Below are 14,792 nucleotides of genomic sequence, written 5' to 3'. Positions count from 1 at the left end.
CGCCACTTTACGAAGTCTTGACCTAAGGGTGGCGTGAGGACGGGCCCCGGCAGGTCACCCCCGGCTCGCGTTCCGCAACCGCGCGAAGGACGTGTCCATGCCCCTCTTCATCAGCCGTGCCGCCGGGCGCTCGACGTAGCGGTGGATCAGCCAGCTGAGCACCAGGAAGGCGGCGATCACGACCGTGACCAGCAGCCGCGGGTCCATGGTGTCGCGCAGGCGGTTGATCAGGGTCGTGCCGGCGAGGTAGTGCGTCAGATAGAGCGGATACGTCAGGGCGCCCGCGGTGACCAGCCACTTCCAGCGGATCCGGTCCGTGTACCCCAGCGCCACCGCGACCATGAACAGCAGGAACGCGGTGAAGATCAGCGCGCTGCCCCGCCAGCCGGAGACGTGCTCCACCGCGTCGATACGGCGCCCCACCTCCATCTGCCCCATCAGCCAGGACATCGCCAGCATGCCCCACAGCAGCAGGTCCTGACCGAACCGGTACATGAGGTACAGCACCAGGCCGGCGATGAAGTACCAGGCGGCGACCGGGTTGACCACCAGGATCAGCAGGCGGAGCTCGGAGATCGGCGCGAGCATCGCGGCGGCGCCCCACACGCAGCAGAACACGACGACCCTGCGGTAGGTGAGCCCCATGGCGACGACCACGAGGAAGAGCAGGTAGAACCGCAGCTCCGTCCACAGGGTCCAGTAGACGCCGTCGACGTGCGGCGAGGCGGAGCCGGACTGGAGCATCGTGAGGTTGAGCAGTATCTCGCGCGCTCTCAGGCGTTCCCACACCCCGGGCAGCACGATGACAGCCGTGGTGAACGCGATGGCGAACCAGTACGCCGGATAGAGCCGGATGACCCGCGAGACGAAGAACTGCCGAGGGGTGCGGCCCCAGCACGACATGCAGATCACGAAGCCGCTGATCACGAAGAAGATCTCGACGCCGATCCAGCCGTAGGTGGCGAAGCGGAACACCGTGGGCATGATCTCGGACACCGGACGGTCCCAGACCGGGTTGCCCGGCTGGTCGAGCCGGTCGGTGCCCGCGTAGTGGTGCACCGCCACCATCAGTGCGGCGAGCAGGCGGATGCCGTCGATGACGTACAGGCGGCGCCCCTCCCGGGCCGGAGGGGCCGCGTGTCCGCGTGTCCGGGACGTCCGTCTGTGTGTCCGGGGCGCCTCGGCCGGCCGCCGGGGCACCGTCTCGGCGAGTGGGGGAAGCGGCTGCGCGGGAAGGCGTGGCGCGCCCGACGCCCGCAGCGGCGCCGCGTATCCACTGTCAGAACTGGGCATCGGCACCATCCGTTCCCCTGAGAAAACTCCGTCACATCCGTTGCCGGTTGAACAGACAAGGGTGTGTCTCAAGGGGATGTGGGCCGGGCTGCAACCTCCATGAAGAAGTCCGACGGCGTTCCCGCAGCATTCGCCGAGATTTCCCCGGGGTCGAGTACAACCCCTACTCGACCAGGCCGGCCTCACCCAGCAGGTAGGCCGTCATCGGGTCGTAGAAGCGCGGGCTGATCACATGGTCGTCGAGCGGGACCACCACCTGCACGGTCCCCTCCGACTCCGCGAGGAACAGCGCCGGGTCGTTGCAGTCCGCGTATCCGACGGAGTCCACCCCGTGCTGCCCGGCGTATCCCGCCCAGCCGTGGTCCGCCACCACCAGGTCCGGCAGCGGACGCCCCGCGCGCTCGAGCCCCGTCAGGATGGCCTTCATCGGCTCGCCGGAGTGGGTGTGCCAGAGGGTGGCGCCGTGCTCCAGGACCGCGACGTCCGCGAACTGCATGACGTAGCCCTCGTCGGTCTGCAGGCCCTCCGGGATGACGACGATCTCGCAGCCCGCGGCGCGCAGCGCGTCGGCCGTCGCGCGGTGGACGTCCAGCAGGCCGCCCGGGTGGCCGGTCGCGAACAGCACCCGCTGCCCGCCGTCCGCCGCCTTGCGCAGCCGGGCCGCCATCCGCTCCAGCGCGGCCACCGTCAGCTCGGGGTCGATGGTGTCCTGGCCGTGGCGGTACTCCGGGTCGTCGTTCACGCCGACGCGCTCGGCCATCACCGCGAGCACGTCCTGCTCGTCGGTCCAGCGGTCACCGAGCTCCAGGCCGAACCAGTAGTGGCGGTCGCCGTTCGCCAGCTTGCGGTAGTGGGAGAGGTTGTTCTCGCGGGGAGTGGCGACGTCCCCCGCGATACGGGTTCTGACGAGGTGGTCGACGAGCTCGGCGCGGCTGGGTGTCCCGGGTATCGGCATGGCTCCCATTGTGAGGCAGACAACTGTGGGGACGCCCGGAGTCCGGTGCGCGTGCGACGTGGGTCACTGTGCAGATCACGGCGTGGTGTTGCGCATCGCCGGTCACCGCTCGCTGTGCCGCAGGGCGAACCACAACTCCATCCGTGCGTCCGGGTCGTCCAGGTCCGTGCCGAGGAGCGCCGCGCACCGGGCGATCCGCTGGCGGACGGTGTTGCGGTGCACGGAAAGGGCGACCGCCGTGCGGTCCCAACTGCCGTGCAGGGACAGCCAGGTGCGCAGGGTCTCGGTGAGCGGCGGGGCGAGCGGTTCGAGGAGCGCGCGGGCGTGGGCCTCCGCCTCGTCGGGGGAGAGCAGTTCGGTGAGGGCGGGGCGTCGGGTGGCGTGCCGGAACAGGGGCGTGCGGGTGGCCCTCGCCCGGGACAGGGCCCGGGCCGCCTGGGCGTCGGCCGCCGGCCAGTCCGGCGGGGGCGCGGGGGCGCTCACGCCGAGGGTCCAGCCGGGCTGCGCGGACGGTTCGCGGCCCGCCGGGACAAGGACGCGTACGACGTCCCGCGCCAGGTCGACCAGCGGGGAGCCCAGCGCCGCGCCCAGCGCCGAGGCCGTCACCGGGTCGCAGGGCAGGCTGTCGGGTCGGGCGTGGACCACGAGCCAGTCGCCCTCGCCCAGCAGGGGGGCCACCGCCTGCGGTTCGGCGCCCAGCAGCAGCCGTACGAGCGCCGAGGAACGGGCCGCCCCGGAGCCGCTCTGGTGCTCGCCGGTGAGGAGGGAGAGGAGTACGGCGGCGACCGAGGCGATGGTGTGGTCGCCGGGATCGCGGTGCGGGGCGGCGACGCCGAGCACGAAGCCCTGTCCGGCGCCGAGGGCATAGGCGGCGAGGTGGACGCCGGCGGCGGCGTCGGTGGCGGAGGTCGGTGTGCCCGGACCCGAGGGACGTACGACCGCCGCGAGCCCGGCCAGCGCCCCGCTCACCGTCTCCTGCGGCACCCGCACCGCCGACGGGCCCTGCGCCCCCGCCCCGGACGTGGTGTCCGCCCCCTCCGGAACCCGCCCCGCCGAAGCGACCTCCGCCCCTTCCGGTCCGTACAGCACAGCCCACCCGCCGACCCGCTGCGCCAGCTGCCGCAGTACCGCCCGTACCGGATCCGGGCGGGAGGCGGCGGCCGCCAGGCTCTGCTGGGCCTCCGTCACGCGGCGCAGTTCGGCGTGGCGGGCCTGGGCCATCAGCTGCCAGACCGCGCGGGCCACGCCGGAGAAGGTCGTCCGGGGCGGGACCTCCAGGAGCGGGAGCCCGTAGGTGTCACACGCCTCCACCAGCGCGCGCGGCACCGTGTCGTGGACGGGAGCGAGCCCGAAGCCGAGCGCGGCGCCGCCCGCCGCGACGATCCTCGACACGTAGTCGTCGAAGTACGTCCCCGAACCCGCCGCCTCCGGCACGTGCACCCCGGCCGTCAGCAGCAGCTCGCCGCCCAGCAGATAGGGATACGGGTCGGCCATCTCGGACGTGTGCGCCCAGTGGATCACCGTGTCCGCGTCCGTCGGCCCCGCGATCTGGCGCAGGCCCAGGTCCTCACGGGCCACGAGGGCCGAGAGGGCGACCGGTGGGGTGGGGGGAACAGCGGGCTCCGGCATGGGACGTTTCCTACACTCGCGCAACCTCGGATGGATGAAACGTACACTTCGCAGTCGCTTTCCGGCCACCTACTGTCGTTCCAGACCGGCGGCCCCGGGTACGGGCGGATGTCCCCGCGAGCCGCTGCCGAATTCCGAACGACGCCACCCCCCATCTGCACGACACGCCACCGGAATGTGCGCGAAGGAGGCCCCAACATGGCCGTCGACTACACAGTCATCGTCGTCTATCTGGCCGGCATGCTGGCCATGGGCTGGTGGGGCATGCGCCGCGCCAAGTCCAAGAGCGAGTTCCTGGTCGCCGGCCGCCGGCTCGGGCCGACCATGTACTCCGGCACCATGGCGGCCATCGTCCTGGGCGGCGCGTCCACCATCGGCGGCGTCGGGCTCGGCTACCAGTACGGGCTCTCCGGCGCCTGGATGGTGTTCACCATCGGCCTCGGGCTCCTCGCCCTGTCGATCTTCTTCTCCGCCCGCATCGCCCGCCTGAAGGTCTACACCGTCTCCGAGATGCTCGACCTGCGCTACGGCGGGCGGGCCGGCGTCATCTCCGGTGTCGTCATGTGGGCGTACACCCTCATGCTCGCTGTCACCTCGACCATCGCGTACGCCACGATCTTCGACGTCCTGTTCGACATGAACCGCACCGTCGCGATCGTCCTCGGCGGCTCGATCGTCGTCGCCTACTCGACGCTCGGCGGCATGTGGTCGATCACCCTGACCGACATGGTGCAGTTCGTGGTGAAGACCGTCGGCGTGCTCCTGCTGCTCCTGCCCATCGCCGTCGTCAAGGCGGGCGGGTTCAGCGAGATGAAGGCGCAGCTGCCGACCGAGTACTTCGACCCGCTGGGCATCGGCGGCGAGACGATCTTCACCTACGTTCTGATCTATACGTTCGGCATGCTCATCGGGCAGGACATCTGGCAGCGCGTCTTCACCGCCCGCAGCGACAACACCGCCAAGTGGGGCGGCACCGTCGCCGGCACCTACTGCCTCGCCTACGCCCTCGCCGGCGCCGTCATCGGAACGGCCGCCAAGGTGCTCTACCCCAAGCTGGGCAGCGCGGACGACGCCTTCGCGACGATCGTGAAGGACGAACTCCCGGTCGGGGTGAGGGGCTTGGTGCTCGCCGCCGCCCTCGCCGCCGTGATGTCCACCTCCTCCGGCGCGCTGATCGCCTGCGCGACCGTCGCCAACAACGACATCTGGTCGCGGCTGCGGGGCGCGGCCCGCGGCGCCGAGGACGCCCACGGCAAGGTGAAGGCCGACCTCACCGAGAACGCCCACGACGAGGTGAAGGGCAACCGCGCCTTCATCCTCCTCATGGGCATCGCCGTCATCGTCACGGCCATCGCGCTCAACAACGTCGTAGAGGCGCTGACCGTTGCCTACAACCTGCTCGTCGGCGGACTGCTCGTGCCGATCCTCGGCGGACTGCTGTGGCGGCGCGGGACGGTGCAGGGCGCGCTCGCCTCGGTCGTGGTCGGCGGCGTCGCGGTGATCGTCCTGATGGCGACCCACGGCATCCTCGCCAACGAGCCCGTCTACTACGGCCTGCTGTCCTCCCTCGCCGCGTACATCGCCGTCTCCCTGATGACCAGGCCGACCGACGCGGCCGTACTCGCCGCCTGGCGTGAGCGCCTCGCCGGTCGGGCTCCCGAACTCGTGTCCGAACCGGTGCCGGCTCGCCAGTAGAGTCGTAGGCAGATAACCCGCATACGCGATGAAGCGTATGAGACGTAGGAAAGAAGGCATTTCCCCATGAGCAGCAACGAGACGCCCCGCGGCCCCGTCGACTCCTCCCGCATCCCGCGGTACGCCGGACCCGCGACCTTCGCCCGGCTGCCCCGCCTCGACGAGGTCGGCCGCGCCGACGTCGCCGTGGTCGGCGTGCCGTTCGACTCGGGCGTCTCGTACCGGCCGGGCGCCCGCTTCGGCGGCAACGCCATCCGCGAGGCGTCCCGGCTGCTGCGCCCCTACAACCCGGCGCAGGACGCGTCCCCGTTCGCCCTCGCGCAGGTGGCGGACGGCGGCGACATCGCGGTGAACCCGTTCAACATCAACGAGGCCGTGGAGACCGTCGAGGCGGCCGCCGACGAGCTGCTCGGCACCGGCGCCCGTCTGATGACCCTCGGCGGCGACCACACCATCGCCCTCCCGCTCCTGCGCTCGGTGGCGAAGAAGCACGGCCCGGTCGCCTTGCTCCACTTCGACGCCCACCTCGACACCTGGGACACCTACTTCGGCGCCGAGTACACCCACGGCACCCCGTTCCGCCGTGCGGTGGAGGAGGGCATCCTGGACACGGAGGCGCTCTCCCACGTCGGTACGCGCGGTCCGCTGTACGGCAAGCAGGACCTCACCGACGACGAGAAGATGGGCTTCGGCATCGTCACCTCCGCCGACATCTACCGGCGCGGCGCCGACGAGGTCGCCGACCAGCTGCGCCAGCGCATCGGCGACCGCCCGCTGTACATCTCCATCGACATCGACTGCCTCGACCCGGCGCACGCGCCCGGCACCGGCACCCCCGAGGCGGGTGGCATGACCTCGCGCGAGCTGCTGGAGATCCTGCGCGGCCTGGCGTCCTGCAACCTGGTATCGGCGGACGTCGTCGAGGTGGCGCCCGCGTACGATCACGCCGAGATCACGTCGGTGGCCGCGTCCCACACGGCGTACGAACTCACCACGATCATGTCCCGCCAGATCGCGGCGGCCCGGAAGGACTCGGAAGCGAAGTGACTCACGACCACGACCTGGTACTCCGTCCGACCGAAGCACAGATTGCCGCCGCACTGAACCCTCCCGCCGGCCGCAACGGCGGGGACCTGGTCGTGGAGACGCTGGCCGGGCTCGGCGCGACGACGGTCTTCGGCCTGCCCGGCCAGCACGCGCTCGGCATGTTCGACGCCCTGCGCCGCTCGGACCTGCGGTACATCGGTCTGCGGGTGGAGAACAACGCGGGGTTCGCGGCGGACGCGTACGGCCGGATGACGGGTGAGGCGGCGCCGCTGCTGCTGTCGACGGGCCCGGGCGCGCTCACCTCGCTGGCCGCGCTCCAGGAGGCGGCCGCGGCCAGCGCCCCCGTACTGGCGATCAGCAGCCAGGTCCCGACGGCGGGCCTGGGCGGCGGCCGGCACGGCTACCTGCACGAACTCCCCGACCAGGCGGCCTCGTTCCGGGGCGTGGTGAAGTCGGTCCACACCGTCCGCACCCAGTCGCAGATCCCGTCCGCGATCGAGGCGGCCTGGAAGTCGGCGCTGACGGCCCCGCACGGCCCGGTGTGGGTGGAGATCCCCCAGGACGTGCTGCTCGCCGAGACGTCGATCCCGGTGGTGACGGGCGGCGACGCCTTCCCCGAGGAGCTGCCGCCGCGCCCCGAACTGACGGCGGTGGCGGCCGACCTGCTGTCCCGGGCCGCCCGGCCGGCGATCATCGCGGGCGGGGGAGTGGTACGGGCGGACGCCTCGGGCAAGCTGCAGCAGCTGGCGGAGCGGCTCCAGGCACCGGTGGTCACGACTCCGGGCGGCAAGGGCGCGTTCCCGTGGAAGCACCCGCTGTCGCTCCAGTCGTGGATCGAGGACCGGTACACCACGGACTTCCTGGAGGACGCGGACGTACTGCTGGTGGTGGGTTCGGGCCTCGGCGAACTCTCTTCGAACTACCACACGTTCAAGCCCCGCGGCCGCGTCGTCCAGATCGAGGCGGACCTCGGCAAGCTGGAGTCCAACCACCCCGCGCTGGGCATCCACGCGGACGCCCGCCTCGCCTTGCAGGCGCTGCTGGAGACGGTGGCGGAGCGTACGGATCCGTCCGCGCCCGAGCGCGTCCGCGAGGTCCTCGCCAAGGTCACCGAGCGGATCGCCGCCCAGGAACTCACCCTGGAACAGCAGGTCCTGGAGTCAGTGCGCCGTGCCCTGCCCGCCGACTCCCCGTCCTTCTGGGACATGACCATCCTGGCGTACTGGGCCTGGTCGGCCTTCGACGCCAAGGGCCCCAACCAGCTGCACTCCGCCCAGGGCGCGGGCGGCCTCGGCTACGGCTTCCCGGCGGCGCTGGGCGCGGCGGTCGCGGATCCGACACGTCCGGTGCTGGCGGTGTCCGGCGACGGGGGCGCGCTGTACTCGATCGCCGAGCTGGCGACGGCCCGCCAGTACGACCTGAACGTCACCTGGCTCATCGTCGACGACGGCGGCTACGGCATCCTGCGCGAGTACATGACGGACGCGTTCGGCCGGGCCACGGCGACCGAGCTGACGCGGCCGGACTATGTGGCGCTGGCCGAGTCGTTCGGCGTCCCCGGGGTCCGTACGACCCCGGAGACGCTGGAGGCCGACCTGGCGAAGGCGCTGTCCGAGCCCGGGCCGTCGGTGGTCGTCCTTCCGGCGGTGCTGCGGATGTTCGCGCCGACGCACCTCACGGTGTGATGCCTCAGCGTGCTGTCCCAGCGGCCCGGTCGCGCGAGTCGTGGACGTGTTCGCGGTCGTGGCAGGCGTCGTCCACCGCGGTGCTGGTCCACGGTGTGACCACGGGGACGAGCGAGAGCGCCTCCTTGCAGAGGTAGGCGGTGGTCAAGGGGTAGCCGGCGACGGTGATACGGCCACGGTCGCCTTCGTCGGCGTGGGTGTAGGTGTCGGCGTGGGCCGGGGCGGCGAGTGCGAAGGCTGCCATGGTGAACGCGGCGAGCGCGCTGATCTTCTTCATAGCCGGGTCAACGGCAACGGATCGGCGCAGGTTATTCGGCTGCACAGGTGGTGACCGAACGCGCCAGGGACCGACGGGGCCCCTGGCGCGTCCACGGCTCTGCGGTACTGAAGCCCTGTGGCACTACGGGTCTACCTGTCCACGGCGACTGAACAGGGCCCGGTCGCCTACCAGATCGCCTCGACCCACTCCGGGTGGTCGATGAACGGGTTGCGGTTGCCCTGGTAGGTGTCGTAGATGATCTCGTTGCGGCGCTCCTCGAAGGCGTCCGGCGGGTCCTCGTCGTTCCACGCCTTCAGCACCGAGAGACGGCCGTGGTAGGGGACGCTGCCGTTGGTGACGGCGTCGTTCGGCTCCAGGTCGGGCCAGCTGTCGTCGCCCTCGTAGCGGACGGCCATGTAGAGGATCATGCGGGCCACGTCGCCCTTGACGGCGTCGCGGGGCTCGAAGGAGTTCGAGTCGGTCAGGCTGCCGCCGGAGTTGGTGAAGCTGCTGCCGCCGTTGTCGAAGTCCTTGTTGCCGCGGATGCTGTTGACCTGGACGTCCTCGGGACGCAGATGGTGCAGGTCGGTGCCGGGGCCGGCGGAGGTGCCGAAGTCGCCGTGCGACTGGGCCCACACGTGCTCGCGGTTCCAGTTGCCGGTGCTGCCGCCGTTGAGGGACTTGCTGCGGGAGATGCCCGAGTACAGCAGCTTTACGTTGTTGCTGTTGTTCGGGTCCTGGTCGGTGACCTTCAGGGCGTTCCAGACGGCGGAGTACGAGATCGCCGTCTGGTCACTGATGATCGTGTGCAGGGAGTCCTTCAGGGCCGTGCCGGTCTTGCCGATCGCGTCGGCGTAGTACGTGTCGTCGTACGCCGTCGTCGTCGCGGCGGCCGGGGAGGCGGTGAGCGCCGGAGCGGTGAGGCCGACCAGGACGGCGGCCGTCGTCAGCGCCACCGACTTCCAGCGGCGGTGACGTATGTGTGTCGCCAGCATGTGGGGTTCCCATCTACGCGGGGATCTACGCGGGTTGAACTGAGGCGGCAAACGGGAGAGTGGCATGGACATGCGGTGAAGTCGAGGGCTGGTGCGTGTCTTTTAGGTGACGGGAAACGGCAAATCGGTGCTCATCTACGCGAGTTGACATGCCGAAATGCCCCCGCATGGAGGGTTGGGGTGTGGGGCGCGGAACCGGTGGGATGGCGGGGCAAAGACGCTTGATCCGGAAAGGAACCATGAATGCCGGGTGGAGAGCTCACCGCCCACATCCTTCAGACGCCCCGGGCCCGCACCCGCGTCTCACAGTTCACGGCGGTCCTGCCGATCAAGTGGCGAAGCAAGGTCCTGCGCGGTGACCGGCCCGCTGTCGCGAACGGGCCGGCCTATGTCGGACGGCCAACCGGGTCTCACACGTGCAGTGAAGTCCGCGAAGTCCTCCCGCAAGTACCGCGGATCGGACGGCTTCAGCCGGACCTGCTGACGGCTGTCCGCCCACCAAACCTCGAAATCAGTGATGGTGCCTTCGGCGGGCCATTGTTCTGCCTGTTCCGGCAACAGCAGAACGTCGACAAAGCCCCCGACGCCCAATCCGATATCTACGAAGATCCCGATCGTCCCAGGTCTTGGCACCTTCACGACAGTGCCCCGCAAGACCTGCCCGAAGCGCAGCTTCCCTCGAACCCGCGCCCACTCCTCATCCGTCACCACACAGCGCATCCTCGCAGCCATGTGACTGGGACGCCGCCAAACCGTACTTCCGGGCAGTCCGGGAGCCATGACGTGCCGACAGTGGTGATCGAGCGCGAGCACGACGGGTTCCGGAAGCGACCAGGCCAGTACGGCGTCGACCGCGTGGGTCACCGCCTTAAACCGCGTGGACACGGGCGCCGACGATCGCCTGCCGATGTACAAGTGGCGCATCCGGGCGATCCGGTCGGCGACGGGCGGCAGCAGTCCGGGGCGTATCGTTCAACGCCATCGTTCACGCACCGGCGTCATGGATCGGGAAATGCCAGATCTGGAACCTCATCTCGCAGAAGTGGTCGACCAGCTCCACCTGGTGTTTCCGGTCGGCATCCGGGAGGACGACGCGGACTACGGTCCACTGCTCGTGATCCTCTCGGGCCTCCTGTCGGAGAGGAATCTCGGCGTCGTGGTCGAGGCCGCCTTCGGCCTCGACCAGCATGTGGTGCGCAACCAGATGGCAGCGGCGCTCTCCATCCGGAAACCGCCGGCTCGGCAGGTGGAACAGCTGAATGAGCGCATGGTCGAGCGCGGTTGGTATCTGGAGGACGACGAGGACTAAGACCCGGAGGGGGCCCTCCCGAATGTTTCCGACGCTGTTCGTCAATTCCGGCTCCTGATCACTTCGCCCCGCTGAGCTAGTGCTCAGCGGGGCGAAGTGCTGCCGTGTCGGGCACGCGCTACTACTCGCACGCCGGCCAGAGCATCGCCGTACGGACGTCGGCCGGGGTGACCTGGCTGGTCGGCGGCCAGAACGGTACCGCCGAGGGCGCGATCAAGGCGGCGGCGGGTGCGTGGCCGGGCGACAAGGAGATCGCCCCTGGATCAGCTGATGCCCTTCCGGTTCACACCGGGAGAGCGTCGGCCATGTACGCCCTCCTGAGATGCGATGGTCGAGGGAGCGGAAGGTCGAGCGTGGGTGGTCTGTGCGGGACGACGAGGACTGAGTGACGGAGGAACTGATGGGGGCGTTCAACATGGCGGTCGTGCCGCGGCTGCACGGCTGTCCAAGGTGTGGTGACGAAGGTCCGATGACCCTCCAGTTCCACTTCGGACACACCTTCCAGGACACCTACCGCGTCGGCGACCGCATCAGGTGGGGAGGCAACGACAAGGGAACTCCCGGCCAGGAGCGTGCGGAGGCCATCGGTTACCAGGAGCCGTGTGCCACGTGCGGTCTCGACGAGGACCGGGAGTACGTGCTGCTCTTCGAGCGTGACGTGCTGACCGGTGATCACCGGTACGCCCTGCCCGAGGACCTCGTGCGTCTTGACCACGAGAGTTGACGCAGCAGAACGGCCCCTGACCGGGGAAGCAGGGGCCGTTGTGTGTCACGTCGGTGTCAGCTGACGTCCGACGCGTCCAGGCGGTAGATCGTCGACTGGTTGCTCTGTGCGGAGTTGTCCGAGTCGGACTCCGCCGTGGTCTTGCTGTAGTCGCTCTCCTTCACCGCCGTACCGTTCTTCTGCACCTACTCCGTGACCTCGGAGCTGACGTTCGAACCGCCACCGGGCCCCCGCCCATGCCGCCGCCACCGATCTGGATGTAGTGCAACTCGCCCGCCTTCACGAGTCCCTTGAGCCTGGCGAGCGTCATCGCCTTGTCGCTGCCGGACCAGCCCCACATGGAGATCACGGGCTCACCGCTGCTGAGGATCAGCTGGGCGGTGGGGTGCGCGGGCGGGGATGCCGTCAAGGACGGCTGCTCATCGCCCCGGCACCTGGTTGAGGGTGTCCGGTGGGCAGGCGTACCGGTGGTTGTTTGTGAGGAGCTTCGTGGATGTCGGCGTGGAATGAGTATCTCGCCAACGTGCAGCGGAGCACGTCCCTGAGGAGTGGCGGGCAGCCGAAGTGGACACATTCCAATGTCACATCGACTTCCTGGCCGTTGCGGACATCGCATTGACCGACTGGCACCCTCCGACCATCGCCGACATCGCGATGGTGCCGGAAGAGCTGCGGCGCTTGCGGGTCACTGTGTCGGGGCCCGGGGTCGACCTGCGATTCAGTTGCAGCGACTCGTTGCTCGTCGACCACGAGAGCGCGTTCAGGATCACCGCTGACGGTGCGGACACCGGACGGCATCTCTTCATGCGAAGAGTCGACGCTCGGTTGCACTCCGAACTGCCCGGCACATCCGAGAGGCGGTTCTATGCCGAATGACTGGACCCTTGCGCTGACGTCGGCGCGGGAGTTGCGTGACCTCTACGGATCGTCACCGCCAGATCTTTCGGAATGCGCCCTGAGTCACGTACATATCGACGAACGGGGCTGTTCAGTAACGCTGGGGCTCGAGACCGACGTCATGCCTTCATCACTGCCGGACGAATGGCGTGCCAAGAGCTTCGACACCTGCGAGTTCTTCATCGCCTTCGGTGACACCGACAATGTTCGTGTTCAGGGCTGGGACGCGTCCGTTGCGAACGCCGTGACCATCTCCGGATCGCCTGGCGGGTGCGTCTCGGTCTCCATCGGCACAGGCGGCGTCGGGATGGACTTCCGGGCTGGTTCGGCGACGCTCACCCGGGTGCGGGGGCATCTCGCGAGCAAGGCCGAGTAACCGTGTGCCGCTGATGCTGGAAGGACCGGCCCCCGGAAAAGACCTCCCGGGCACAACTTTTTGCACGACGTAGCGGTCGCACGAGCGCCACATGTCACATGCACAGCCCGGTGATTCCGCCTATTTCGCCACCGTAGAGGCCGCACATGAAACTCCGCATGAACTTCCGTCGAACCGCGGCAGTCGCCGCCATGATCCCGGCGGTCCTGTTGTCCGGCGCGACGGCGTACGCCGCCGAGTCCCCGACCGCCACGCCGAGCACTCGCCGTTGCGTGGCCCCGTTCTTCGAAGACAAGTGCGTGCTGTTCGAGATCACCGGGTTGCCCCGACGGGTGGCCGCGGGCGACGGATGGCACGAGTTCACGATCACGGTCTACAACGCACGACTGCCGACGACGATGGACGATGTCGACGTGGTGCTCATCAAACAGGTGAACGACCTCACGCCCGTAATGCCCGGTGGGGACCCGAACTCCGTCGACCTGCAGGCCAGGGACCGCCGTTCCGGGGAATGGCGGGACGTGGTTTTCCCGCCCAGCTCCAAAGCCAGCGACTACGTCACAACTGACCTGGTGCCCAGCAAACCCCTGACGATCCGGCTCCGCGTCCGCGTCGCCGAGGACTTCCCGTTCACTGTGACGGCCGGCAATGAAATCGGCGACGTCATTATCGGCGTCGAGACGCTCAGAGCGGCACCCGGCCGGCCGGACACGCACTGGAAGGGCCAGCTCTGGTCGGGCTTCCAGGTCCTCAAACCCGGTACGCACACGGGTGAGACGACGAGTTCCCCGACAGCGGACGCCCTCTCCGAGACCGGCTCTTCCTCGGACCTCGTGCTGCTGGCCGGTGCCGGCGGTGCCGCTCTCGCTGTCGCCGCCGGCGCGGTGTACGCCTCACGGCGTCGGAGATCCACCGGGGCCTGACCCGGCGGAAGAAGGACCGAACGACGGAGGAAGTTGTGGAGCAGTCACCGCGATTCGCCGCCGCGTGAGCGAACGTAGCGCCAGCCGAAGTGCAGCGCCCCGAGTGCCCCGACAACCGAACCGGCGCCGCACAGTACCGTCGCCCATTGAGCCATGTCCCGTGTGATCCACAACAGGCTCACGACGACCAGCGCCATGGAGAGCAGGAATCGCTCTCCATAGGCCGGGCCGCGGTGACCTGTCAGTCCCCGGTGGCTGTGCACGAGTACGTCACGCCCTTCATTTTGATGTCGCGCCAGCCTGCCCGCACGCTCACACGATTCACGTTCGTGTTCACGTCGGTGGGGGCAGCGTCAGTGCCGCCGCCACCGCCGGTGTTCTTTTTCCGGCAGTAGTAACCGAGCGCATCAAGCTTCTTGAGGTCACTCATTGCCTGGTACTTGTTGTACGACTTGATCATGGCCGCACGCTTTTCCGCGGGCGTGGCGTTCTTCGCCTGCGAGTACAGATAGCACCCGATGCTGGCGCCGATACCCACCCACGACGCCCCCTTGGCCAGTGCCTTGGACAGGCCTGCCGCGCCACTGCCGATTCCGAGGACGGTGCAGATCTCATCGGCGCCGGCGCGCACTTGCCCGGTTTCCGGGGTGGCCGCGGACGCCGTCTGTGTGTTGATGCCGTACATCGTGCCGGTCATGGCGAGGGCGATGACGGCAGAAATTCCCTTGCTTCGCATGCTCACGAATTTGATCCCCCATGTTCCCGCAGCTGTTGGTCAGACAACTGCTTGATCATTTCTATTGGGACGTTACCGGCGCGGTCATGCGTGTGCAATGGTGCAGTTGCTCGGCCAGGGGTTTCCTTAACGATTCCTTACCGGTGCACCCGCGGCAGCCAGAAGTGTGGTCTTGCCCGCCGCGTTGGCCCCGAGCGGCACGGTACGGCCCCGGGAGAGGCGAAGCTGAGAGCGGTGGTTGGTCAGGTCTCAGCAGTGGGCGGCGACCC

The 14,792-nt window shown here is 69.0% G+C and carries 15 protein-coding genes and 1 pseudogene; 8 read left to right on the top strand and 8 right to left on the bottom strand.

Features of this window, described 5'->3' with window-relative positions; genetic code table 11:
- Positions 1-54: 54 nt before the first annotated feature.
- The 3 genes from ACIBAG_RS21255 to ACIBAG_RS21245 all read right to left on the bottom strand — a co-directional run bounded on the left by ACIBAG_RS21255 (position 55) and on the right by ACIBAG_RS21245 (position 3,877).
- Positions 55-1,293: an acyltransferase family protein gene (locus ACIBAG_RS21255; protein WP_399107066.1), complete on the bottom strand. Its 1,239-nt coding sequence runs from the start codon at positions 1,291-1,293 to the stop codon at positions 55-57.
- Positions 1,294-1,456: 163 nt separating this feature from the next.
- Positions 1,457-2,248 carry a phosphatase gene (locus ACIBAG_RS21250; protein WP_399107065.1) on the bottom strand — a complete coding sequence of 264 codons (792 nt, stop codon included), beginning with the start codon at positions 2,246-2,248 and terminating at the stop codon, positions 1,457-1,459.
- Between the two features lie 102 nt (positions 2,249-2,350).
- Positions 2,351-3,877, bottom strand: coding sequence for a PucR family transcriptional regulator ligand-binding domain-containing protein (locus ACIBAG_RS21245; RefSeq protein ID WP_399107064.1), 1,527 nt, complete (start codon positions 3,875-3,877; stop codon positions 2,351-2,353).
- Between the two features lie 198 nt (positions 3,878-4,075).
- Here ACIBAG_RS21245 and ACIBAG_RS21240 point away from each other — a divergent pair, with 198 nt between their 5' ends.
- The 3 genes from ACIBAG_RS21240 to ACIBAG_RS21230 all read left to right on the top strand — a co-directional run bounded on the left by ACIBAG_RS21240 (position 4,076) and on the right by ACIBAG_RS21230 (position 8,304).
- On the top strand, positions 4,076-5,572 hold the full coding sequence (locus tag ACIBAG_RS21240) for a sodium:solute symporter (RefSeq protein ID WP_399107063.1): 1,497 nt from the start codon (positions 4,076-4,078) through the stop codon (positions 5,570-5,572).
- A 66-nt stretch (positions 5,573-5,638) separates the two neighbouring features.
- Positions 5,639-6,619, top strand: coding sequence for an agmatinase (gene speB, locus ACIBAG_RS21235; protein WP_399107062.1), 981 nt, complete (start codon positions 5,639-5,641; stop codon positions 6,617-6,619).
- Positions 6,616-8,304 (top strand): thiamine pyrophosphate-binding protein, encoded by a 1,689-nt coding sequence (locus ACIBAG_RS21230; protein ID WP_399107061.1) that lies wholly within the window; start codon positions 6,616-6,618, stop codon positions 8,302-8,304. Before speB ends, ACIBAG_RS21230 begins: the two co-directional genes overlap by 4 nt.
- Positions 8,305-8,308: 4 nt before the next feature.
- On the opposite strand, the gene ACIBAG_RS21225 is transcribed toward ACIBAG_RS21230, so the two are convergent.
- The 3 genes from ACIBAG_RS21225 to ACIBAG_RS21215 all read right to left on the bottom strand — a co-directional run bounded on the left by ACIBAG_RS21225 (position 8,309) and on the right by ACIBAG_RS21215 (position 10,269).
- Positions 8,309-8,581, bottom strand: a complete 273-nt coding sequence (locus ACIBAG_RS21225) for a hypothetical protein (RefSeq protein ID WP_399107060.1) — start codon at positions 8,579-8,581, stop codon at positions 8,309-8,311.
- Positions 8,582-8,748: 167 nt separating this feature from the next.
- On the bottom strand, positions 8,749-9,558 hold the full coding sequence (locus ACIBAG_RS21220) for an endonuclease I family protein (RefSeq protein ID WP_399107059.1): 810 nt from the start codon (positions 9,556-9,558) through the stop codon (positions 8,749-8,751).
- Between the two features lie 303 nt (positions 9,559-9,861).
- Complete coding sequence (locus ACIBAG_RS21215) at positions 9,862-10,269, bottom strand: hypothetical protein (protein WP_399107058.1); 408 nt, start codon at positions 10,267-10,269, stop codon at positions 9,862-9,864.
- A gap of 166 nt (positions 10,270-10,435) precedes the next feature.
- Between ACIBAG_RS21215 and ACIBAG_RS21210 the strand changes: the two genes are divergently transcribed.
- Positions 10,436-10,867, top strand: coding sequence for a hypothetical protein (locus ACIBAG_RS21210; protein ID WP_399107057.1), 432 nt, complete (start codon positions 10,436-10,438; stop codon positions 10,865-10,867).
- Positions 10,868-11,336: 469 nt separating this feature from the next.
- Positions 11,337-11,591 (top strand): hypothetical protein, encoded by a 255-nt coding sequence (locus tag ACIBAG_RS21205; RefSeq protein ID WP_399107056.1) that lies wholly within the window; start codon positions 11,337-11,339, stop codon positions 11,589-11,591.
- Between the two features lie 56 nt (positions 11,592-11,647).
- Here the strand turns inward: ACIBAG_RS21205 and ACIBAG_RS21200 are convergent.
- Positions 11,648-12,000, bottom strand: a pseudogene (locus tag ACIBAG_RS21200) (hypothetical protein); the annotation flags it as partial.
- A 206-nt stretch (positions 12,001-12,206) separates the two neighbouring features.
- Between ACIBAG_RS21200 and ACIBAG_RS21195 the strand changes: the two are divergent.
- The 3 genes from ACIBAG_RS21195 to ACIBAG_RS21185 all read left to right on the top strand — a co-directional run bounded on the left by ACIBAG_RS21195 (position 12,207) and on the right by ACIBAG_RS21185 (position 13,787).
- Positions 12,207-12,467: a hypothetical protein gene (locus ACIBAG_RS21195; protein WP_399107055.1), complete on the top strand. Its 261-nt coding sequence runs from the start codon at positions 12,207-12,209 to the stop codon at positions 12,465-12,467.
- Positions 12,457-12,864, top strand: a complete 408-nt coding sequence (locus ACIBAG_RS21190; RefSeq protein WP_399107054.1) for an Imm50 family immunity protein — start codon at positions 12,457-12,459, stop codon at positions 12,862-12,864. The genes ACIBAG_RS21195 and ACIBAG_RS21190 overlap by 11 nt, the downstream gene beginning before the upstream one ends.
- Positions 12,865-13,022: 158 nt before the next feature.
- Entirely contained in the window at positions 13,023-13,787 is a 765-nt protein-coding gene (locus tag ACIBAG_RS21185) for a hypothetical protein (protein WP_399107053.1), read from the top strand.
- A gap of 241 nt (positions 13,788-14,028) precedes the next feature.
- Here ACIBAG_RS21185 and ACIBAG_RS21180 read toward each other — a convergent pair whose 3' ends face one another.
- Positions 14,029-14,523 carry a hypothetical protein gene (locus ACIBAG_RS21180; RefSeq protein ID WP_399107052.1) on the bottom strand — a complete coding sequence of 165 codons (495 nt, stop codon included), beginning with the start codon at positions 14,521-14,523 and terminating at the stop codon, positions 14,029-14,031.
- Positions 14,524-14,792 lie beyond the last annotated feature (269 nt).

This window comes from Streptomyces sp. NPDC051243, assembly GCF_044455405.1.
Classification (GTDB): Bacteria; Actinomycetota; Actinomycetes; order Streptomycetales; family Streptomycetaceae; genus Streptomyces.
The sequence above is the reverse complement of the archived record's forward strand: the minus strand, read 5'-3'. Positions and strand labels throughout refer to the sequence as shown.

Bases quoted from the DNA above. Each gene is read 5' to 3' on its own strand.
- ACIBAG_RS21255 (WP_399107066.1), bottom strand. From the start codon at position 1,293: ATGCCCAGTTCTGACAGTGGATACGCGGCGCCGCTGCGGGCGTCGGGC.
- ACIBAG_RS21250 (WP_399107065.1), bottom strand. From the start codon at position 2,248: ATGCCGATACCCGGGACACCCAGCCGCGCCGAGCTCGTCGACCACCTC.
- ACIBAG_RS21245 (WP_399107064.1), bottom strand. From the start codon at position 3,877: ATGCCGGAGCCCGCTGTTCCCCCCACCCCACCGGTCGCCCTCTCGGCC.
- ACIBAG_RS21240 (WP_399107063.1), top strand. From the start codon at position 4,076: ATGGCCGTCGACTACACAGTCATCGTCGTCTATCTGGCCGGCATGCTG.
- speB (WP_399107062.1), top strand. From the start codon at position 5,639: ATGAGCAGCAACGAGACGCCCCGCGGCCCCGTCGACTCCTCCCGCATC.
- ACIBAG_RS21225 (WP_399107060.1), bottom strand. From the start codon at position 8,581: ATGAAGAAGATCAGCGCGCTCGCCGCGTTCACCATGGCAGCCTTCGCA.
- ACIBAG_RS21220 (WP_399107059.1), bottom strand. From the start codon at position 9,558: ATGCTGGCGACACACATACGTCACCGCCGCTGGAAGTCGGTGGCGCTG.
- ACIBAG_RS21205 (WP_399107056.1), top strand. From the start codon at position 11,337: ATGACCCTCCAGTTCCACTTCGGACACACCTTCCAGGACACCTACCGC.
- ACIBAG_RS21190 (WP_399107054.1), top strand. From the start codon at position 12,457: ATGCCGAATGACTGGACCCTTGCGCTGACGTCGGCGCGGGAGTTGCGT.
- ACIBAG_RS21185 (WP_399107053.1), top strand. From the start codon at position 13,023: ATGAACTTCCGTCGAACCGCGGCAGTCGCCGCCATGATCCCGGCGGTC.
- ACIBAG_RS21180 (WP_399107052.1), bottom strand. From the start codon at position 14,523: ATGCGAAGCAAGGGAATTTCTGCCGTCATCGCCCTCGCCATGACCGGC.